The following is a 17624-nucleotide window of genomic DNA, read 5'->3' as shown; positions in this document are numbered from 1 at the left end:
AAAGCGTTTTTAAATCCATTCCGGCTTTTCGCTGGGTGGCATCTTCTATGCTTCTATTCATTGCTATCGAAGTCGAGCATGTCCTGTTCATCAAATATGAAATCAGGTCCATATGCGACTTCCCAGTGGTAGCCATCGGGGTCTTGGAAATAACCCGAATATCCTCCCCAAAATACGTCGACAGGTTGTTTCACAATCACCGCTCCCGCTTTTTTCGCCAATTCCATGACTTGGTCCACTTCATCGCGTGATTTGGCATTATAGGCCAAGGTGATTCCAGAGAAGCCGGTTTTCACGGGCGGATTTTCTGCGTCGATGTCTTTTGCCAATTCTTCTAAAGGATATAACTCCAATTTGGTACCTGAAGTGTTGAAGAAAATGATGTTCGGTTTGTCGCTTGTTTCATCCGTTTGGAAGCCCAGTTCATCCCGGTAAAACTTCACAGATCTTTCCATGTCCTGAACGCCCAGGCAGATTAGATTGATGCGGTTCATTCCACCCACTCCTTTTCGGTTTGCTATAGAGTTCGCCAATACACAAAAAAGCACCTTCCGGAAAACCGGAAAGTGCTTTTGAAAGGTAAAATTAACGTTTTGAGAACTGAGGTGCGCGACGTGCCGCTTTAAGACCGTATTTTTTACGTTCTTTCATACGTGGGTCACGTGTTAGGAATCCAGCAGATTTAAGAGCTCCACGGAATTCTGGGTCTACTGTAAGTAGAGCGCGTGCGATTCCGTGACGGATTGCGCCGGCTTGTCCAGTGAACCCGCCGCCTTTTACGTTTACCAATACATCGTAGCTACCAAGAGTTTCAGTAGTTACTAGTGGTTGTTTGATGATTTGCTCAAGCGTTTCGTATGGAACGTAGTCAGATACGTCACGGTTGTTGATTGTGATCGTACCATCTCCTGGTACCAAACGTACGCGAGCTGTTGAGTTTTTACGGCGACCTGTACCGATATATTGAACTTGTGCCAAAGGTGTATCCTCCTCTTATTTACTGATTATTATCCGCGAAGCGTGTAAGCTTCAGGTTGTTGTGCTTGGTGGTTGTGCTCTGGTCCAGCGTATACATGCAATTTCTTGAATGTTTGGCGGCCCAAAGAGTTCTTTGGAAGCATGCCTTTGATCGCTAGTTCAAGCATTTTTGTAGGGTATTTCGTGCGCATTTCAAGTGCTGTGCGCTGCTTAAGTCCGCCTGTGTATTGCGTGTGGCGGTAGTAGATTTTGTCGGTAAGTTTTTTACCAGTCAAGTGGATTTTGTCAGCATTGATGATGATGACGTGATCGCCAGTGTCGACGTTCGGTGTGAATGTTGGTTTGTATTTCCCGCGCAAGATTGAAGCGACTTCAGAAGCCAAACGTCCAAGAGTTTGCCCTTCTGCATCGACAACCAACCATTTACGCTCTACTTCGTGACCTTTAGCCATGAATGTTGTACGCATGTATATTGTCCTCCTAATGAATCGTCTCTTTTTTTTAGAATTCAGTTCCAAGTGTTCCATGTTGGTTCCGTTGTTCCGTGTTTTCCTTATCCCTTAACACAAATAACCTTCCGGGGCATATCGTGGGGGTAATGAAAATACCATACATCATCATATAACGGATTACGCTTTAAGTCAAGGACATTTAGAAAAACACCAGGAAAAGTTGCTTCACCGTCAGTAATGCACTTTTTCCAAGTATAAACCGTGTGCTGCTGCGGTTTTGCCGGCAGCGTCGCGGTCACAAGCAGCAATGATGTCAGCCAGTTCTTCCGGTTCTCTTCTATTTAATCCGACTTCGAGCAAAGTGCCCGCTATGATGCGCACCATATTATAGAGAAAACCGGACCCTTCAATGACCATGTGCAATTCCTCGCCATGTTCTTCAAAATCAATTCGCCAGATCGTTCTTACTTTATCGACGACATTGGTGTTCGCCGCACAAAAACTGGAAAAATCATGGGTGCCGATAAACGCTTGGGCTGCTTTTTCCATCCGGGCCACATCGATTTGCTGCGGCACATGGACGAGATGGTTGCGGCTGAACGGGTTGATGAGTTTGCTGCGGTTCCACTTATAGCGGTATATCTTGCCTTTGGCGTGGTAGCGGGCATGGAAATCAGCATCCGCTTGTTCGATATCGTAAACTTGGATGTCCTGTGGCAAGCGGACATTGAGCGCACGCACCCATGAATCTGTCGGCATGGAGAACGGGGTATCGAAATGAACCACTTGCCCGGTGGCATGCACCCCGGAATCCGTACGTCCACTCGCCACCACTTCGACCCGCTCGCCTTTATGCAATTCTTTCAACGCGCGCAACAGCTCCAGTTGAACGGTGCGGGTTTTCAGCTGGATTTGGTAGCCTGCAAACCCGCTGCCGTCATAGGCAATTGTCGCTTTCATTCGTTTCATGAGGTCTCTCCTTTTACTGCAGCTTTCGTAATCTAATTAAGTGAATCGCTATCTCTTTTGGTTAACTTCGGAAATACCAGAGCAATCCGGCAAATCCAACGAGCAGCAATAGACTCAATGTGTCCATAATGCGCCAGTTGAGCTGGCGGTAACGCGTGCGGCCTTCTCCCCCGCGGTAGCCTCTCACTTCCATGGCGGTTGCCAAATCTTCAGCCCGTTTAAAGGCACTGACAAACAACGGAATCAACAGCGGCACGACGGCTTTGACTCGTTCTTTGATGGGGCCGGAACCGATATCCGAGCCGCGTGCCATTTGCGCTTTCAGGATCTTTCCGGTTTCATCCATCAAGGTTGGAATGAACCGCAGTGAAATCGACATCATCAACGCCAGTTCGTGGACCGGCAGTTTAACGCGCTTGAATGGCCCAAGCAATACTTCGATGCCATCCGTGATCGAAATCGGTGAAGTCGTTAATGTCAGGATACTGGTCATGAACACTAAGACCAGGAAGCGGATCGAGATGAATATCCCTTGCCGCAGCCCCTCTTCATAAACATCTACAAAACCGACACTGAAAAGCAATGACCCGCCTTCGGTAAAGAATAAATGCAAGAAAAACGTAAAGGCCATTAAAATAAAGACAGGTTTCAAGCCGTTAATTAAGAAATATAGCCGGATTTTCGATAAAAACACGGAGAGCAAGGTAAATCCAAGCAAAATCGCATACGTTATGGCATTATTCGCGATAAAAACGATCGCTATAAACAAAAAGACGAACAGGATTTTGGCTCGTGGGTCCATTCGGTGGACGATCGAATCTCCCGGAATAAAGCGCCCAAAAATCATTTTTTCCATCATTTCAGCTCACGCCCTTCCTTGAGCGCTTGCGCAATGGACCGCGCAAGCGCTTCTTCAGTCAGCGCAAGCTCATCCAGCTTCAAGCCGGTTTTCTCTTCAAACTCCCGCTGCATGCGCACTGTCCGCGGCGGCTCCAGGCGGTAATCGCCGAGCTGCTCTTCATTCGCGAAGACTTCGCGCACATCGCCTGTCGCGACGCATTTGCCGCTGTGCATGATGGCCACTGTATCCGCATAACGCGCCGCATCTTCCATGCTATGTGTGACAAGCACAGTTGTTAAGCCCTTCTCTTGATGCAGGCGATAAAACAAATCCATGATTTCCCGGCGTCCGCGCGGGTCAAGTCCCGCTGTTGGTTCATCGAGTACCAAGACATCTGGCTCCATTGCCAGAACGCCTGCTATGGCGACGCGGCGCATTTGCCCGCCCGATAAGTCAAAAGGCGATTTCTCCAATACATCTTCCGGAAGCCCAAGCTGTTCGACCAAGGCGATGGCTCGTCTGCGAGCTTCCTCTTCTGGCACACCGAAGTTCAGCGGGCCGAACATGATGTCTTTCAGGACCGTTTCATCAAATAGCTGCTGTTCGGGAAACTGGAAGACGATGCCGACTTTTTTCCGCACCTCTCGCAAGTTTTTCGCTTTTGTCCCTGCTTCGATTTTCCGTTCGCCGATCAGCACACTGCCTTCTGTCGGCTGCAATAAAGCATTCAAATGTTGCAGCACGGTCGATTTCCCAGAACCCGTATGTCCGATGATCGCTGTGTAAGAGCCTGAAGGTATGTGCAGTGTGACATCCGTCAGCGCCCGTTTTTCAAAAGGGGTATCTTTCGCGTAGCTGTATCCTACTTGCTTGAGTAATATGTCCATAATTCCTCCACCAGCTCATGTTCTGTCATAGATTCGCCGGTCATCGGCACTCCGGCTTGTTTCAGTAACCCGGCCATCCGCATCGCAAATGGCAGATCCAACCCCATCTCCGTCAGCTCTTCGCCGGAAGAAAATACTTCATCGGGTGTGCCTTCCATTTGTTTATGCCCGGCATTCATCACCAGCACACGGTCAGCGAGCGCGGCTTCCTCCAGGTCATGGGTAATCGACAACACAGTGAGGCCCGTCGCTTCACGAAGCTCACGGATCGTCTCGATGACTTCTCGGCGGCCTTGCGGGTCGAGCATCGATGTGGCTTCATCCAAAATGAGCAGCCGCGGACGCAAAGCCAGTGCCCCAGCAATTGCCACGCGCTGCTTTTGCCCGCCGGATAAGTGATGTGGTTCATGGTCAAGATAATCCGCCATCTTCACTTGCTGCAAAGATTCACGAACACGCACCACCATTTCTTCATGAGGGACGCCGTTATTTTCGAGCGCAAACGCTACGTCATCCTGTACCGTTGCCCCGACGAATTGGTTGTCTGGATTTTGAAACACCATGCCCATCTGCGAGCGGATGTCCCACAAGCTTTCTTCAGACATTTCCAAGCCCATCGCTTTGACTGTTCCTTGCTGGGGAAACAATAAGCCGTTCATCAATTTGGCGATTGTCGACTTGCCCGAGCCGTTGTGTCCGACCAGCGCCACCCATTCGCCTTCGTCAATCGAGAACGATAGGTCCGAGACGGCCGGCTTGACCGACTCGTCTCCCGGTACGTATGTGAATGTCACTTGTTCAAATGACAAAATGGTTCCTTTCATGTGTTGAAGCCTCCTCTAAACTTTCTCTACTCTGCTCTTATGTGCTGTAAAACGGGAATTCTTTAGCCACGCTTAACTTACACTGTTCATATTCCCTTCTATGGAATATCAACACTGAAAATTAATTGATCACTAAATAAAAAAAGCGCGCACCTCATTCAGAGTATGCGCTTTTCTATCTCTATGGCTCCTGCGGGTGCTTAAGCCGCCGGTTGAATGAGGTGCGTAGAGCTAGACGAGACGCCGCCCGAAGGCTCGCTCATCATAACACTCAGCTTTTCATATTGTCGTATAAATCATGATGCTAAAAGAAGAGGGCTATGAACCCTCTTCAACTGATTAAACCAATTCAATAATTACGATTGGTGCGCCATCTCCGCGACGAGGCCCCATTTTCATGATGCGCGTGTAGCCGCCTTGACGGTCAGCGTAACGTGGTGCTACATCATCAAACAATTTTTGCAAAGCAAAGATTGTGTTTTCGTTGCCTTCTTCGTCAGTCGAAGTCACGAGTTCACGGCGAATATATGCTGCAGCTTTACGGCGTGCGTGGATGTCTCCGCGCTTACCAAGCGTGATCATTTTTTCTACAGTTGAACGGACTTCTTTAGCACGGGCTTCAGTTGTCTGAATGCGCTCGTGAACGATTAGGTCAGTCGTAAGGTCACGCAATAGCGCTTTACGTTGAGAACTTGTACGTTGAAGTTTTCTCATTGAAGTTTCCCTCCTTTGTTGAATAGTTCAGAAAGAATCGGGCAATCAGTCTTCTTTACGAAGGCCAAGACCTAGATCTTCCAACTTCACTTTCACTTCTTCAAGTGATTTGCGTCCGAGGTTGCGAACTTTCATCATGTCGTCTTCCGACTTGTTGGCCAATTCGTGGACAGTGTTAATGCCGGCACGTTTCAGGCAGTTATAAGAACGAACAGAAAGATCAAGCTCTTCGATAGTCATCTCAAGCACTTTCTCTTTTTGGTCTTCTTCTTTTTCAACCATGATTTCAGCTGTTTGAGCCTCATCCGTTAATCCTACGAAGATGTTCAGATGTTCAGTGAAAATTTTCGCGCCAAGCGCAATTGCCTCTTTGGGACCGATGCTTCCATCTGTCCAGACATCGAGGGTTAATTTATCGAAATGAGCGAGTTGGCCCACACGGGTATTTTCCACTTGGAAATTGACGCGTGAAACTGGCGTGTAAATAGAGTCAATCGGGATAACGCCAATCGGAAGATCTTCACGTTTGTTCTGATCTGCACGGGCATATCCACGGCCGCGGTTAGCATACATGCGCATGCGCAAGTGGCCGTCTTTCGCGATTGTTGCAATATATAGATCCGGATTCAGAATTTCCACGTCACTATCGTGAGTGATATCTGCAGCCGTAACCGTTCCGTCACCTTTTACATCAATTTCAATGACTTTTTCTTCGTCAGAGTAAATTTTCAATGCGAGCTTCTTGATGTTCAAAATGATAGAGGCTACATCTTCTTCTACACCTTCGACAGTGGAGAATTCATGCAAAACGCCATCAATTTGGATCGAAGTAACAGCTGCGCCAGGTAAAGATGAAAGTAGGATTCGACGTAAGGAGTTACCTAAAGTGGTACCATATCCACGCTCAAGGGGTTCAACAACGAATTTGCCATATTTGGCATTGCTGTCGATCTCAACCGTTTCAATTTTTGGTTTTTCTATTTCGAGCATTCAGTTTACCCTCCTTCAAAACGTCGGTATTTTCGTTGCATAAGAATTCGATAGTCACAGACTTTCGCTACGATTCAGAACACATTTAGTAAGTCGTGATGTTCAAAAATCCTACTCAGACCAACGATTATACGCGACGGCGTTTTGGCGGGCGGCAGCCGTTGTGAGGAACTGGAGTTACGTCTCTAATTGCAGTAACTTCCAATCCAGCAGCTTGAAGCGCACGGATAGCAGCTTCGCGACCTGAACCAGGACCTTTAACAGTTACTTCCAAAGTTTTCAAACCATGTTCCATGGAAGTTTTTGCAGCAGTTTCAGCAGCCATTTGGGCAGCGAATGGAGTGGATTTACGTGAACCACGGAATCCTAGAGCCCCAGCCGAAGACCAAGATACTGCGTTACCTTGCATATCAGTGATCGTAACAATTGTGTTATTGAATGTTGAGCGGATGTGAGCAATACCGGATTCGATATTCTTTTTCACACGACGCTTACGAGTTTGTTGTTTACGTGCCATGTTAAGAAACAACCTCCTTTACTGATTATTTTTTCTTGTTAGCTACAGTTTTACGAGGACCTTTACGCGTACGCGCGTTGTTCTTCGTATTTTGACCACGAACCGGAAGACCGCGACGGTGGCGGATACCACGGAAGCTAGCAATTTCCATCAAACGTTTGATGTTCATGGAAACTTCACGGCGAAGGTCACCTTCGATTTTGTACTGATCCAATTGTTCACGGATATTGTTCAACTCGTCTTCTGTAAGATCGCGAACGCGAGTCTCTTCAGAAACACCAGCACCAGAAAGAACTTTCTGAGCAGTCGTTTTCCCAACACCGTAGATATAAGTCAATGAAATTACAACGCGTTTGTCGCGCGGAATGTCAACACCAGAAATACGTGCCATGTGTGCGATGCACCTCCTTCTTTATTAACCTTGTCTTTGTTTGTGTTTCGGATTTTCACAGATTACCATTACTTTACCGTTTCTGCGAATAACTTTACATTTTTCGCAGATCGGCTTAACAGATGGTCTCACTTTCATCTAACCCAACCTCCTTAGTAGTCCGGAGTGCAAAAGATTATTTAAAACGGTATGTGATGCGACCGCGTGTTAAATCGTAAGGAGAAAGTTCTACTGTTACTTTATCTCCTGGCAGAATGCGGATGAAATGCATGCGAATCTTGCCTGATACGTGCGCAAGAATCGTATGGCCATTTTCAAGCTCCACTTTAAACATCGCGTTGGGCAAAGTCTCAATGACTGTTCCCTCGATTTCAATTACATCGTCTTTCGCCATCGACCCAGTCTCCCTTCTGTATACAAATCAGGTACTCATCTTCAAACAGTATTTGCTGATTGAATAATTCTTATCCATTCACCAGGAATTCATGAGTGACATTTGAAAGACCTTCTCCGGGTTCCTCTCCCCACTTATGACAGCGGAGTTCGGGGGTTCCGGTTGAGCCAGTCTGACCCACGTATCCTCGACTGCCCGGACTGCCTTGGATGAGTTCCAAACCCGTTACACAGATGCTTCCACGAAACTCATTATACTACCTCCGGTGCGGAATTGCACGGAGCAACGAGCCTCACCGGTTTCATATAATCAAGCCTTGTTTGCTTTTGCAGCTCTCGAAAATTCATATCTCCGGTGCTCCTTAAAGCCACATGGAGGCAACTAACTGCGCCCGGCGCCGGGAATTAACCTCGGTCGCCCTTTAGAAGAGCATCAATGTCAGCAAATACTTTATCAATGTCCTGCTGTCCATCTATATTGGTCAGCACGTTCTTGTCTTCATAGAAGTCAAGAAGCGGCTGAGTTTGTTGCATGTTAACTTCTAAACGCTTCGTGACGGTCTCAGGCTTGTCGTCTTCGCGTTGGTAGAGCTCTCCGCCATCTTTATCGCACACGCCTGCTGTTGCAGGTGGATTGAAGACAGTATGGTAAGCAGTTCCACAAACTTTGCAAATCCAACGGCCTGTTAAACGTGCAATCAATTCGTCTTGTTCAACTTGGATGTTTACGACATGCTCGATTCGTTTGCCAAGATCAGCCAGAAGAGATTCCAGCGCCTCAGCCTGAGGAACTGTGCGTGGAAAGCCATCCAACAGGAAGCCTTTCTCACAATCCGCTTGGCTGAGTCGCTCTCGGACGATACCGATCGTCACTTCGTCAGGCACCAAGGCACCTTGATCCATGAACGACTTTGCTTCCAGGCCCAACGCCGTACCGCCTTTGATAGCTGCACGGAACATATCACCTGTCGAAATATGAGGGATGTCGTACTTCTTGACAATTTCGTCTGCTTGCGTGCCTTTGCCGGCACCTGGTAGACCCATCAACACAATATTCATACGTTTTGCCCCCTCAGACAAGTGGATAAGGAACGTTTTCACGTTCCTCCCCATTGATTATTTCATAAAGCCTTTGTAATGACGTTTCACAAGCTGCGATTCCAATTGCTTCATCGTTTCAAGGGCTACCCCGACGACGATCAGCAAACTGGTGCCGCCAATCTGTGCAGATTGAGGCAGGTTTGCGATGTTGATGAAGAAAATTGGCATGACCGCAATAACTGAGAGGAAGATTGCTCCCACAAAAGTCAGGCGGTAAAGCACACTTGTTAAATAATCTTGCGTATTTTTACCCGGACGGATTCCCGGAATGTATGCACCTTGCTTTTTCAAGTTGTCCGCCACGTTTTCAGGATTGACCTGAATGAATGCATAGAAATACGTGAATGCAATGATCAAGGCGACATAAATGATCATGCCGACAGGACGCGTGTAATCAAACGTATTCTGGATTGCCTCCGTAAACGCGTTGGCACCAAAGAAAGAAGCGATGGTTTGCGGCGTGATGATGAATGCCACTGCAAAGATTACCGGGATAACTCCGGCCGCGTTTACTTTCAAAGGTAAATGCGTTTGCTGCCCATTCGAGCTCTGGCCACGGCCAGCGACACGTTTGGCATACTGGATCGGGATTTTACGCAACGCTTGTTGGACGTAAATGACCAATACAGTAATTGCAACAATTGCGAGTGCGAGCAATGCCATGATGGCAATATTGATCGGAAGCTGGTCGCCAGCTCCTTGGATCTGCTGCGCATAAAGTTGGTTAATTGCTCCTGGTACTGCAGCGACAATCCCTGCGAAGATGATAATCGAAATACCGTTCCCCACGCCTTTTGCCGTGATCTGCTCACCAAGCCACAATAGAAATGCTGTCCCTGCTGTCAGTACGATGGCGATTACTACGTAAGTCGCAACCGAATCATCTTGAATCAATGTACCTCCGTACATTTGGTTAAATCCATAAGACATACCGATCGCCTGAATAAACGCAAGAACGATTGTAAAGTAACGAGTGAATTGAGCAAGTTTCCGTCTTCCGACTTCGCCTTGTTTCGCCCACTCAGCAAATTTCGGCACAACATCCATTTGCAGAAGCTGCACGATGATCGATGCTGTGATATAAGGCATGATTCCCATCGCCAAAATCGAGAAGTTGGCTAGGGCGCCTCCACCGAAAGTATTCAAGAAACCGATCAGACCCATCTGATCAGTAGCTTGGAGTACTGACGCATCAACATTCGGCACCGGAACGAATGTCCCGATACGGAAGATGATGAGCATTGCTAAAGTAAAGAAAATTTTATTTCGAATATCAGATACGCGCATAAGATTAGAGATTGTCTGAAACATTAAAGCACCTCGGTTTGACCGCCGGCAGCTTCAATAGCTTCTTTAGCTGATGCAGAGAATTTGTGGGCTTGTACAGACAATTTCTTGTCCAAGCTTCCGTTACCAAGGATCTTGATACCAGAACGCTCTTTGCTCACAACACCTGTTTCGATCAACAATGCAGGTGTAATTTCTGTGCCTTCTTCGAAACGGTTCAACACGTCAAGGTTTACAACAGTGTAATCTTTACGGTTGATGTTCGTGAATCCACGCTTCGGCAAACGACGGAACAATGGGTTTTGACCACCCTCGAATCCTGGACGGACACCGCCGCCTGAACGGGCTTTTTGACCTTTGTGACCTTTACCGGCTGTTTTACCAGTACCTGAACCGATTCCGCGTCCGATACGCTTGCGTGAGCTGCGTGAACCTTCTGCTGGTTTTAATTCGTGAAGTTTCATGTGGTTGGCACCTCCTTCTATAGAAATCAGGGATTAAACTTCTTTAATAGTAACTAAGTGAGCGACTTTATCAAGCATTCCGCGAACTGCCGCGTTGTCTTGGTGCTCAACTGTTTGATGCATTTTGCGCAGGCCTAGTGACTGGACTGTTTTACGTTGTGTCGGCTTTGAACCGATCACGGATTTAGTGAGGGTAATTTCTAGTTTAGTAGCCATGTAATTTCCCTCCCTTATTGGAATAACTCTTCTGTAGTTTTGCCGCGAAGTTTTGCAACTTCATCAGCGCTCTTCAGTTGAGTCAAACCGTTGATAGTAGCACGGACCATGTTGATCGGTGTGTTAGAACCAAGAGATTTAGACAAGATGTCTTGTACTCCTGCAAGCTCTAATACCGCACGAACAGGACCACCAGCAATAACACCAGTACCTGGTGAAGCAGGTTTGATAAGAATCGAGCCGGCACCGAAGCGCCCGGTCACTAGATGTGGAGTAGTACCTTTAACCATAGGTACTTCGATTAAGTTCTTCTTCGCATCTTCAATAGCTTTACGGATTGCTTCTGGAACTTCTTGTGCTTTCCCAGTACCAAAACCGACTTTACCATTTTTGTCGCCTACAACAACCAATGCGGAGAAACGGAAACGACGTCCACCTTTTACAACTTTCGCTACGCGGTTAATCGTAACTACGCGTTCTTCAAGTTCAAGTTTGTTTGGATCAATACGACGCATTATATGTGTCCCTCCTTCTTTTAGAATTCTAAGCCGTTTTCACGTGCGGATTCAGCCAAAGCTTTCACACGTCCATGATATAGATAACCACCGCGGTCAAAAACAACTGATTTCAAGCCGTTTTCTACTGCGCGTTTTGCAATCGTTTCGCCAACTTGAGCAGCTGCTTCGACGTTGCCTTTAGTTTCTAGAGAAAAATCTTTATCTGCAGATGATGCGCTAGCAAGCGTTACGCCGTTTACATCGTCGATCAATTGAGCGTAGATGTATTTGTTTGAACGGAAAACGTTCAAGCGCGGACGTTCAGCTGTTCCCGTGATTTTAGAACGTACGCGAGCGTGACGTTTTTTACGGGATGCGTTTTTATCGAGTTTCGTAATCACTGAGGTCACTCCTTTCAGCCTGCCTAAGCAGCATTATTTACCTGTTTTACCTTCTTTGCGGCGAACTTTTTCGTCTTCGTAACGGATCCCTTTGCCTTTATACGGCTCTGGCGGACGAGTAGCACGGATGTTTGAAGCAAGTGCTCCAACCAATTCCTTGTTAATTCCTTTAACGACGACTTTCGTGTTGCCTTGTACTTCGATTTCGATTCCTTCTTCCGGAGTGAATTCCACCGGATGAGAGTATCCAACGTTCAAGACCAATTTCTTGCCTTGTAGCTGGGCACGGTAACCTACACCGACTAGTTCAAGTGAGCGGGAGAAGCCTTCAGATACTCCAGTAACCATGTTCGCGAGCAATGCACGGGTTGTACCGTGGATTGTGCGGTGGTCTTTGGAATCTGATGGGCGTGACAATGTCAAAACATTGTCTTCCTGCGTGATTGTGATATCTGAGTTAAACGAGCGAGTAAGCTCGCCTTTAGGTCCTTTTACAGTTACGTTATTGTTGTCTTCGACAGTAACGGTAACGTTAGCAGGAACCTCGATTGGTTTTTTACCTACACGTGACATTCTGTTGCACCTCCATTCGTTTGTTGCTTCTTACCAAACGTAAGCTATGATTTCGCCGCCGACTTTTTTCGCGCGGGCTTCTTTATCAGTTACCAAACCTTGTGATGTCGATACTAGAGCGATTCCAAGACCGTTTAGTACACGAGGCACCTCGTCAGTTTTAGCGTATACACGTAGTCCTGGTTTTGAAATGCGTTTCAAGCCAGTGATGACGCGTTCGTTGTTGGCACCGTATTTAAGGAAAATGCGGATCATGCCTTGTTTATCATCTTCAACATATTCTACGTCACGTACGAAACCTTCGCGCTTCAGGATTTCAGCGATGTCTTTTTTCACGTTGGAAGCCGGAAGCTCCAATTTCTCGTGACGAACCATGTTTGCATTACGAATGCGTGTCAGCATATCTGCAATCGGATCTGTCATTGTCATTACATTTACCTCCTTCCCAATTTAGGGGATTACCAGCTGGCTTTTTTGACGCCAGGAATTTGTCCCACATATGCAAGTTCACGGAAACAAATACGGCAAAGTTTGAATTTGCGCAGTACTGAATGCGGACGTCCGCATCGTTCACAGCGAGTGTACTCTTGTACTTTATACTTTGGCGTGCGTTTTTGTTTAGCAATCATTGATTTTTTAGCCACGTTTACGCCTCCCTCATCTTTACTTTTGGAACGGCATACCGAATTGTGTCAATAACTCACGAGCTTCTTCATCAGAGTTCGCAGTTGTCACAATTACGATATCCATACCGCGTACTTTAGAAACTTTATCATAATCGATTTCAGGGAAGATCAATTGTTCTTTCACACCAAGTGTGTAGTTGCCGCGTCCGTCGAAAGATTTTTTCGATACGCCACGGAAGTCACGAACACGTGGTAGTGAGATAGCAATCAATTTATCCAGGAAGTCATACATACGCTCACCGCGTAGTGTAACTTTACATCCGATTGGCATACCTTCACGAAGGCGGAAGCCAGCGATAGATTTCTTAGCTTTTGTGATGACTGGCTTTTGACCAGTGATCGTCTGCAATTCTTCAACAGCAGAATCAAGTGATTTTGTGTTTTGTACAGCTTCACCGACACCCATGTTGATAACGATCTTGTCAACTTTTGGTGCCTGCATTACTGAGGAATATTCAAACTTGCTCACTAGAGCAGGAGTGATTTCGTTCACATATTTTTCTTGTAGGCGGTTCATGTTTGTACCTCCCCTCATTCAGGAATTTTATTTATCTAATTTTTCACCGGATTTTTTTGCAACACGAACTTTTTTGCCGTCTTCCATTTTGTATCCTACGCGAGTCGGCTCGCCGGATTTAGGGTCAACTACCATCACGTTTGATACGTGGATCGCAGCTTCTTGGCTGACAATTCCGCCTTGCGGGCTTGCCTGGTTCGGTTTTGTATGCTTTTTGACGATGTTAACACCTTCAACGAGCACACGGTCTTTCTTAGGTAGAGCAGTCAAAACAACTCCTGTTTTGCCTTTGTCTTTACCAGAGATGACCTTAACTGTATCACCTTTTTTTACATGCATTCTGTCGCACCTCCTTGGTATCGCACGTTGGATGTTTTATAGAACTTCAGGAGCAAGTGAAACGATCTTCATGAAGTTGTTGTCACGAAGTTCACGTGCAACTGGTCCGAAGATACGTGTTCCGCGTGGACCTTTATCGTCGCGGATAATCACACATGCATTTTCATCAAATTTGATGTAAGTACCGTCTTTACGGCGAGCTCCGCTTTTCGTGCGAACGATGACAGCCTTAACGACTTCACCTTTCTTAACAACGCCACCTGGTGTTGCTTTTTTCACGGTACAAACGATTACGTCACCGATGTTTGCTGTCTTGCGACCAGAACCACCAAGCACTTTAATCGTAAGTACTTCACGAGCACCCGAGTTGTCTGCAACTTTTAAACGACTTTCCTGTTGGATCACTTAGGTAACCTCCCTCCGGAACTTTTAGGATTCCGAACTTATTTAAATTAGATGATGACAGCTTTTTCGACGACTTCCACTAAACGGAAACGTTTTGTAGCTGATAGTGGACGAGTTTCCATGATGCGAACGATGTCGCCCATTTTCGCTTCGTTGTTCTCATCATGAGTCTTGAATTTCTTAGAGTATTTTACACGTTTGCCATAAAGCGCGTGCTTTTTTTGAGTTTCAACCATTACTGTAATGGTTTTGTCCATTTTGTCAGACACGACGCGGCCTGTGTATACTTTGCGTTGGTTACGCTCAGACATACTTGCAACCTCCTCTCGAATTATCAGTTGTTGCCACTGAGTTCTCTTTCATGAATCACAGTTTTCATACGGGCAATCGCTTTACGTACTTCGCGGATGCGAGCCGTATTTTCTAATTGACCAGTAGCCAATTGGAAGCGAAGGTTGAAAAGCTCTTCTTTCAGTGATTTCACTTTTTGTTCGATTTCAGCAGTGGTTAGGTCACGGATTTCATTAGCTTTCATTCGATTCACCACCAATTTCTTCGCGTTTTACGAATTTCGTTTTCACTGGCAGTTTGTGAGAGGCAAGACGCAATGCTTCGCGTGCAACTTCTTCAGATACTCCAGCGATTTCGAACATAATTTTACCAGTTTTTACTACCGCTACCCAGCCTTCAGGTGAACCTTTACCGGAACCCATCCGTACTTCAAGAGGCTTTTTCGTGTATGGCTTGTGAGGGAAAATCTTGATCCAGACTTTACCGCCACGTTTCATGTAACGTGTCATAGCGATACGGGCAGATTCGATTTGGCGGTTAGTGATCCATGAAGACTCAAGAGCCTGCAGGCCATATTCGCCGAATGCGACTTCTTTGCCGCCTTTCGCTTCTCCGCGCATCTTGCCACGGTGTTCACGACGATATTTTACGCGTTTTGGCAATAACATATTATTTGCCTCCTTCCTCAGAATTCTTCTTGGTTGGAAGGACTTCACCGCGGTAGATCCATACTTTCACGCCGAGCTTACCATAAGTAGTGTCTGCTTCAGCGTGCGCATAGTCGATGTCTGCGCGCAATGTATGGAGCGGAACAGTTCCTTCGCTATAGGACTCAGCACGGGCAATGTCAGCTCCGCCTAGACGTCCAGATACTTGAGTTTTGATCCCTTTAGCGCCTGCACGCATAGTGCGTTGGAGCGTTTGTTTTTGAGCGCGGCGGAATGATGCACGGTTTTCTAGCTGGCGTGCGATTCCTTCAGCGACCAATTTCGCGTCAAGGTCAGCGCGTTTGATTTCTACGATGTTGATGTGGACACGCTTGCCAGTCATCGCGTTCAGTTGCGTACGAAGTACTTCTACTTCAGAGCCACCTTTACCGATTACCATACCTGGCTTAGCAGTGTGGATTGTTACGTTTACACGGTTTGCAGCGCGCTCGATTTCGATTTTCGAAACTGAAGCTTCTTTCAAACGTGTTTCGATGTATTCACGGATTTTCAAATCTTCGTGAAGGAGTGTCGCGTAGTCTTTTTCAGCGTACCATTTCGACTCCCAATCACGGATGATTCCGATTCGCATTCCAATTGGATGAATTTTTTGTCCCACGAATTATCCCTCCTTCTTCTCAGATACCACTAGTGTGATGTGGCTTGTGCGTTTGTTGATCGCGCTCGCGCGTCCCATTGCACGTGGACGGAAACGCTTCAAAGTCGGCCCTTCGTCAACGAATACTTCGCTGATGACAAGGTTCTCGATGTTCATTTCATAATTGTGTTCAGCGTTAGCAGCTGCAGATTTCAACAACTTCTCAACAACAATGGATGCTGCTTTAGGAGTATGGTTCAAAATTGCGACCGCTTCACCGATTTGCTTGCCTCGGATTAAATCTACTACTAAACGGACTTTACGAGGAGCAATACGTACTGTTCTAGCAACAGCTTTTGCTTGCATGGGGAAATCCTCCTCTCAATTAACGTCTTGTTTTCTTATCGTCTGCACCATGGCTTGCGTATTTGCGTGTTGGAGCAAATTCACCAAGTTTATGGCCTACCATATCTTCAGTCACGTATACAGGGATGTGTTTGTGGCCATCGTATACTGCAATTGTTAGTCCGATGAATGTCGGGAAAATTGTAGAACGGCGAGACCAAGTTTTGATCACTTGTTTTTTCTCAGATTCCTTTTGCGCTTCGACTTTCTTCATAAGATGATCGTCTACAAAAGGTCCTTTTTTCAAGCTGCGACCCATTTGGGATCCTCCCTTCGTGATTGCACCACGGTTCTTTTGGCGAACCGCAGCGAAATCAAATTATTTTTTGCGGCGACGCACGATGAATTTATCGGATTTGTTCGTTTTCTTGCGTGTTTTGTATCCAAGAGTTGGTTTGCCCCATGGAGACATTGGAGATTTACGTCCGATTGGCGAACGTCCTTCACCACCACCGTGTGGGTGATCGTTCGGGTTCATGACAGATCCGCGGACAGTTGGGCGATTGCCCTTCCAGCGGTTACGTCCTGCTTTACCGATGTTGATCAATTCGTGCTGTTCGTTTCCAACAGCGCCGATAGTTGCGCGGCAAGTAGCAAGGATCATGCGAACTTCGCCTGATTGCAAGCGGACAGTTACGTATTTTCCTTCTTTACCAAGCACCTGTGCTGAAGCTCCTGCAGAACGTACCAATTGGCCGCCTCCGCCTGGTTTCAACTCGATGTTGTGGATAGTAGAACCCATTGGGATGTTAAGCAATGGCAAAGCGTTACCTGCTTTGATGTCTGCTTCCGGTCCTGACATGATTTGCGTATCAACCTGAACACCTTTAGGTGCAAGGATGTAACGTTTTTCTCCGTCAGCGTAATGGATAAGTGCGATGTTAGCAGAACGGTTCGGATCGTATTCGATCGTAGCAACGCGTCCTGGAATGCCATCTTTGTTACGTTTGAAATCGATCACGCGGTATTGGCGCTTATGTCCGCCCCCGTGGTGGCGTACAGTGATTTTACCTTGGTTGTTACGGCCGCCTTTACGCTTCGTCGGTTGCAAAAGCGACTTTTCAGGCTTGTTCGTTGTGATTTCAGCGAAATCCGAACTAGTCATGTTACGACGACCGTTAGTGGTAGGTTTGTATTTTCTAATCCCCACGTTGTTTCCCTCCTTCTTTGATTAGTTCTTG

Annotated in this window: 32 protein-coding genes; all 32 read right to left on the bottom strand. The window is 46.7% G+C overall.

Going from position 1 to position 17624, the window contains the following annotated elements:
• Nucleotides 1-53 precede the first annotated feature (53 nt).
• Complete coding sequence (locus AUC31_RS16645) at nt 54-494, bottom strand: VOC family protein (protein ID WP_058382134.1); 441 nt, start codon at nt 492-494, stop codon at nt 54-56.
• A 91-nt stretch (nt 495-585) separates the two neighbouring features.
• Nucleotides 586-978 (bottom strand): 30S ribosomal protein S9, encoded by a 393-nt coding sequence (gene rpsI / locus AUC31_RS16640; RefSeq protein ID WP_058382135.1) that lies wholly within the window; start codon nt 976-978, stop codon nt 586-588.
• Between the two features lie 29 nt (nt 979-1007).
• A complete protein-coding gene (gene rplM, locus AUC31_RS16635) occupies nt 1008-1445 on the bottom strand; it encodes a 50S ribosomal protein L13 (protein ID WP_058382136.1) in 438 nt (145 codons plus the stop codon).
• Nucleotides 1446-1661: 216 nt separating this feature from the next.
• Nucleotides 1662-2399, bottom strand: coding sequence for a tRNA pseudouridine(38-40) synthase TruA (gene truA / locus AUC31_RS16630; protein WP_058382137.1), 738 nt, complete (start codon nt 2397-2399; stop codon nt 1662-1664).
• Between the two features lie 61 nt (nt 2400-2460).
• Nucleotides 2461-3258 carry an energy-coupling factor transporter transmembrane component T family protein gene (locus tag AUC31_RS16625; RefSeq protein WP_058382138.1) on the bottom strand — a complete coding sequence of 266 codons (798 nt, stop codon included), beginning with the start codon at nt 3256-3258 and terminating at the stop codon, nt 2461-2463.
• Nucleotides 3255-4127 carry an energy-coupling factor ABC transporter ATP-binding protein gene (locus AUC31_RS16620; RefSeq protein WP_058382139.1) on the bottom strand — a complete coding sequence of 291 codons (873 nt, stop codon included), beginning with the start codon at nt 4125-4127 and terminating at the stop codon, nt 3255-3257. The genes AUC31_RS16625 and AUC31_RS16620 overlap by 4 nt, the downstream gene beginning before the upstream one ends.
• The gene (locus AUC31_RS16615) at nt 4103-4951 is read right to left on the bottom strand and encodes an energy-coupling factor ABC transporter ATP-binding protein (protein ID WP_058382140.1); all 849 of its coding nucleotides are present in this window, start codon (nt 4949-4951) and stop codon (nt 4103-4105) included. The genes AUC31_RS16620 and AUC31_RS16615 overlap by 25 nt, the downstream gene beginning before the upstream one ends.
• A gap of 339 nt (nt 4952-5290) precedes the next feature.
• A complete protein-coding gene (gene rplQ, locus AUC31_RS16610) occupies nt 5291-5665 on the bottom strand; it encodes a 50S ribosomal protein L17 (RefSeq protein ID WP_058382141.1) in 375 nt (124 codons plus the stop codon).
• 45 nt (nt 5666-5710) lie between these two features.
• Nucleotides 5711-6655: a DNA-directed RNA polymerase subunit alpha gene (locus AUC31_RS16605; protein WP_058382142.1), complete on the bottom strand. Its 945-nt coding sequence runs from the start codon at nt 6653-6655 to the stop codon at nt 5711-5713.
• A 127-nt stretch (nt 6656-6782) separates the two neighbouring features.
• A complete protein-coding gene (gene rpsK / locus AUC31_RS16600; protein ID WP_058382143.1) occupies nt 6783-7172 on the bottom strand; it encodes a 30S ribosomal protein S11 in 390 nt (129 codons plus the stop codon).
• Between the two features lie 25 nt (nt 7173-7197).
• Nucleotides 7198-7563 carry a 30S ribosomal protein S13 gene (gene rpsM, locus AUC31_RS16595; protein WP_058382144.1) on the bottom strand — a complete coding sequence of 122 codons (366 nt, stop codon included), beginning with the start codon at nt 7561-7563 and terminating at the stop codon, nt 7198-7200.
• Between the two features lie 24 nt (nt 7564-7587).
• A complete protein-coding gene (gene rpmJ / locus AUC31_RS16590) occupies nt 7588-7701 on the bottom strand; it encodes a 50S ribosomal protein L36 (protein ID WP_006828951.1) in 114 nt (37 codons plus the stop codon).
• 37 nt (nt 7702-7738) lie between these two features.
• Nucleotides 7739-7957, bottom strand: coding sequence for a translation initiation factor IF-1 (gene infA, locus AUC31_RS16585; protein WP_050613653.1), 219 nt, complete (start codon nt 7955-7957; stop codon nt 7739-7741).
• Nucleotides 7958-8361: 404 nt separating this feature from the next.
• Entirely contained in the window at nt 8362-9015 is a 654-nt protein-coding gene (locus AUC31_RS16580; RefSeq protein WP_058382145.1) for an adenylate kinase, read from the bottom strand.
• 57 nt (nt 9016-9072) lie between these two features.
• A complete protein-coding gene (gene secY / locus AUC31_RS16575) occupies nt 9073-10368 on the bottom strand; it encodes a preprotein translocase subunit SecY (RefSeq protein WP_058382146.1) in 1296 nt (431 codons plus the stop codon).
• Nucleotides 10368-10808 (bottom strand): 50S ribosomal protein L15, encoded by a 441-nt coding sequence (gene rplO, locus AUC31_RS16570; RefSeq protein WP_058382147.1) that lies wholly within the window; start codon nt 10806-10808, stop codon nt 10368-10370. Before rplO ends, secY begins: the two co-directional genes overlap by 1 nt.
• Before the next feature lie 33 nt (nt 10809-10841).
• Entirely contained in the window at nt 10842-11024 is a 183-nt protein-coding gene (rpmD, locus tag AUC31_RS16565) for a 50S ribosomal protein L30 (protein WP_058382148.1), read from the bottom strand.
• A gap of 14 nt (nt 11025-11038) precedes the next feature.
• Nucleotides 11039-11539, bottom strand: coding sequence for a 30S ribosomal protein S5 (rpsE, locus tag AUC31_RS16560; protein ID WP_058382149.1), 501 nt, complete (start codon nt 11537-11539; stop codon nt 11039-11041).
• A 20-nt stretch (nt 11540-11559) separates the two neighbouring features.
• A complete protein-coding gene (gene rplR / locus AUC31_RS16555; protein ID WP_058382150.1) occupies nt 11560-11922 on the bottom strand; it encodes a 50S ribosomal protein L18 in 363 nt (120 codons plus the stop codon).
• Nucleotides 11923-11955: 33 nt separating this feature from the next.
• Nucleotides 11956-12495, bottom strand: coding sequence for a 50S ribosomal protein L6 (rplF, locus tag AUC31_RS16550; protein ID WP_058382151.1), 540 nt, complete (start codon nt 12493-12495; stop codon nt 11956-11958).
• Between the two features lie 30 nt (nt 12496-12525).
• Nucleotides 12526-12924 carry a 30S ribosomal protein S8 gene (gene rpsH, locus AUC31_RS16545; protein ID WP_058382152.1) on the bottom strand — a complete coding sequence of 133 codons (399 nt, stop codon included), beginning with the start codon at nt 12922-12924 and terminating at the stop codon, nt 12526-12528.
• Nucleotides 12925-12953: 29 nt separating this feature from the next.
• Entirely contained in the window at nt 12954-13139 is a 186-nt protein-coding gene (locus AUC31_RS17590; RefSeq protein ID WP_068489164.1) for a type Z 30S ribosomal protein S14, read from the bottom strand.
• 19 nt (nt 13140-13158) lie between these two features.
• The gene (rplE, locus tag AUC31_RS16540) at nt 13159-13698 is read right to left on the bottom strand and encodes a 50S ribosomal protein L5 (RefSeq protein ID WP_058382153.1); all 540 of its coding nucleotides are present in this window, start codon (nt 13696-13698) and stop codon (nt 13159-13161) included.
• 27 nt (nt 13699-13725) lie between these two features.
• A complete protein-coding gene (gene rplX, locus AUC31_RS16535; RefSeq protein ID WP_058382154.1) occupies nt 13726-14037 on the bottom strand; it encodes a 50S ribosomal protein L24 in 312 nt (103 codons plus the stop codon).
• 36 nt (nt 14038-14073) lie between these two features.
• Nucleotides 14074-14442: a 50S ribosomal protein L14 gene (gene rplN, locus AUC31_RS16530; RefSeq protein WP_033542790.1), complete on the bottom strand. Its 369-nt coding sequence runs from the start codon at nt 14440-14442 to the stop codon at nt 14074-14076.
• A 47-nt stretch (nt 14443-14489) separates the two neighbouring features.
• Nucleotides 14490-14753 (bottom strand): 30S ribosomal protein S17, encoded by a 264-nt coding sequence (gene rpsQ / locus AUC31_RS16525; protein ID WP_058382155.1) that lies wholly within the window; start codon nt 14751-14753, stop codon nt 14490-14492.
• 23 nt (nt 14754-14776) lie between these two features.
• Entirely contained in the window at nt 14777-14977 is a 201-nt protein-coding gene (gene rpmC / locus AUC31_RS16520; protein WP_058382156.1) for a 50S ribosomal protein L29, read from the bottom strand.
• Nucleotides 14967-15401, bottom strand: a complete 435-nt coding sequence (gene rplP, locus AUC31_RS16515) for a 50S ribosomal protein L16 (protein WP_058382157.1) — start codon at nt 15399-15401, stop codon at nt 14967-14969. Before rplP ends, rpmC begins: the two co-directional genes overlap by 11 nt.
• Nucleotide 15402: 1 nt before the next feature.
• Complete coding sequence (rpsC, locus tag AUC31_RS16510) at nt 15403-16059, bottom strand: 30S ribosomal protein S3 (RefSeq protein ID WP_058382158.1); 657 nt, start codon at nt 16057-16059, stop codon at nt 15403-15405.
• Nucleotides 16060-16062: 3 nt separating this feature from the next.
• Nucleotides 16063-16404 carry a 50S ribosomal protein L22 gene (rplV, locus tag AUC31_RS16505; RefSeq protein ID WP_058382159.1) on the bottom strand — a complete coding sequence of 114 codons (342 nt, stop codon included), beginning with the start codon at nt 16402-16404 and terminating at the stop codon, nt 16063-16065.
• 19 nt (nt 16405-16423) lie between these two features.
• Complete coding sequence (gene rpsS / locus AUC31_RS16500) at nt 16424-16702, bottom strand: 30S ribosomal protein S19 (RefSeq protein WP_058382160.1); 279 nt, start codon at nt 16700-16702, stop codon at nt 16424-16426.
• A 60-nt stretch (nt 16703-16762) separates the two neighbouring features.
• Entirely contained in the window at nt 16763-17593 is an 831-nt protein-coding gene (gene rplB / locus AUC31_RS16495) for a 50S ribosomal protein L2 (protein ID WP_058382161.1), read from the bottom strand.
• Nucleotides 17594-17624: the final 31 nt, after the last annotated feature.

Source organism: Planococcus rifietoensis (assembly GCF_001465795.2).
Lineage (GTDB): Bacteria > Bacillota > Bacilli > Bacillales_A > Planococcaceae > Planococcus > Planococcus rifietoensis.
Note: the sequence above shows the minus strand (reverse complement) of the source record. Positions and strands in the feature narration are given on the sequence as shown.

What these genes read in the sequence shown, in the direction of transcription:
- AUC31_RS16645 (WP_058382134.1), bottom strand. Translation starts at nt 494, where the DNA reads ATGAACCGCATCAATCTAATCTGCCTGGGCGTTCAGGACATGGAAAGA.
- rplM (WP_058382136.1), bottom strand. Translation starts at nt 1,445, where the DNA reads ATGCGTACAACATTCATGGCTAAAGGTCACGAAGTAGAGCGTAAATGG.
- truA (WP_058382137.1), bottom strand. Translation starts at nt 2,399, where the DNA reads ATGAAACGAATGAAAGCGACAATTGCCTATGACGGCAGCGGGTTTGCA.
- AUC31_RS16625 (WP_058382138.1), bottom strand. Translation starts at nt 3,258, where the DNA reads ATGATGGAAAAAATGATTTTTGGGCGCTTTATTCCGGGAGATTCGATC.
- AUC31_RS16620 (WP_058382139.1), bottom strand. Translation starts at nt 4,127, where the DNA reads ATGGACATATTACTCAAGCAAGTAGGATACAGCTACGCGAAAGATACC.
- AUC31_RS16615 (WP_058382140.1), bottom strand. Translation starts at nt 4,951, where the DNA reads ATGAAAGGAACCATTTTGTCATTTGAACAAGTGACATTCACATACGTA.
- rplQ (WP_058382141.1), bottom strand. Translation starts at nt 5,665, where the DNA reads ATGAGAAAACTTCAACGTACAAGTTCTCAACGTAAAGCGCTATTGCGT.
- AUC31_RS16605 (WP_058382142.1), bottom strand. Translation starts at nt 6,655, where the DNA reads ATGCTCGAAATAGAAAAACCAAAAATTGAAACGGTTGAGATCGACAGC.
- rpsK (WP_058382143.1), bottom strand. Translation starts at nt 7,172, where the DNA reads ATGGCACGTAAACAACAAACTCGTAAGCGTCGTGTGAAAAAGAATATC.
- rpsM (WP_058382144.1), bottom strand. Translation starts at nt 7,563, where the DNA reads ATGGCACGTATTTCTGGTGTTGACATTCCGCGCGACAAACGCGTTGTA.
- rpmJ (WP_006828951.1), bottom strand. Translation starts at nt 7,701, where the DNA reads ATGAAAGTGAGACCATCTGTTAAGCCGATCTGCGAAAAATGTAAAGTT.
- infA (WP_050613653.1), bottom strand. Translation starts at nt 7,957, where the DNA reads ATGGCGAAAGACGATGTAATTGAAATCGAGGGAACAGTCATTGAGACT.
- AUC31_RS16580 (WP_058382145.1), bottom strand. Translation starts at nt 9,015, where the DNA reads ATGAATATTGTGTTGATGGGTCTACCAGGTGCCGGCAAAGGCACGCAA.
- secY (WP_058382146.1), bottom strand. Translation starts at nt 10,368, where the DNA reads ATGTTTCAGACAATCTCTAATCTTATGCGCGTATCTGATATTCGAAAT.
- rplO (WP_058382147.1), bottom strand. Translation starts at nt 10,808, where the DNA reads ATGAAACTTCACGAATTAAAACCAGCAGAAGGTTCACGCAGCTCACGC.
- rpmD (WP_058382148.1), bottom strand. Translation starts at nt 11,024, where the DNA reads ATGGCTACTAAACTAGAAATTACCCTCACTAAATCCGTGATCGGTTCA.
- rpsE (WP_058382149.1), bottom strand. Translation starts at nt 11,539, where the DNA reads ATGCGTCGTATTGATCCAAACAAACTTGAACTTGAAGAACGCGTAGTT.
- rplF (WP_058382151.1), bottom strand. Translation starts at nt 12,495, where the DNA reads ATGTCACGTGTAGGTAAAAAACCAATCGAGGTTCCTGCTAACGTTACC.
- rpsH (WP_058382152.1), bottom strand. Translation starts at nt 12,924, where the DNA reads ATGACAATGACAGATCCGATTGCAGATATGCTGACACGCATTCGTAAT.
- rplE (WP_058382153.1), bottom strand. Translation starts at nt 13,698, where the DNA reads ATGAACCGCCTACAAGAAAAATATGTGAACGAAATCACTCCTGCTCTA.
- rplX (WP_058382154.1), bottom strand. Translation starts at nt 14,037, where the DNA reads ATGCATGTAAAAAAAGGTGATACAGTTAAGGTCATCTCTGGTAAAGAC.
- rpsQ (WP_058382155.1), bottom strand. Translation starts at nt 14,753, where the DNA reads ATGTCTGAGCGTAACCAACGCAAAGTATACACAGGCCGCGTCGTGTCT.
- rpmC (WP_058382156.1), bottom strand. Translation starts at nt 14,977, where the DNA reads ATGAAAGCTAATGAAATCCGTGACCTAACCACTGCTGAAATCGAACAA.
- rplP (WP_058382157.1), bottom strand. Translation starts at nt 15,401, where the DNA reads ATGTTATTGCCAAAACGCGTAAAATATCGTCGTGAACACCGTGGCAAG.
- rplV (WP_058382159.1), bottom strand. Translation starts at nt 16,404, where the DNA reads ATGCAAGCAAAAGCTGTTGCTAGAACAGTACGTATTGCTCCTCGTAAA.
- rpsS (WP_058382160.1), bottom strand. Translation starts at nt 16,702, where the DNA reads ATGGGTCGCAGCTTGAAAAAAGGACCTTTTGTAGACGATCATCTTATG.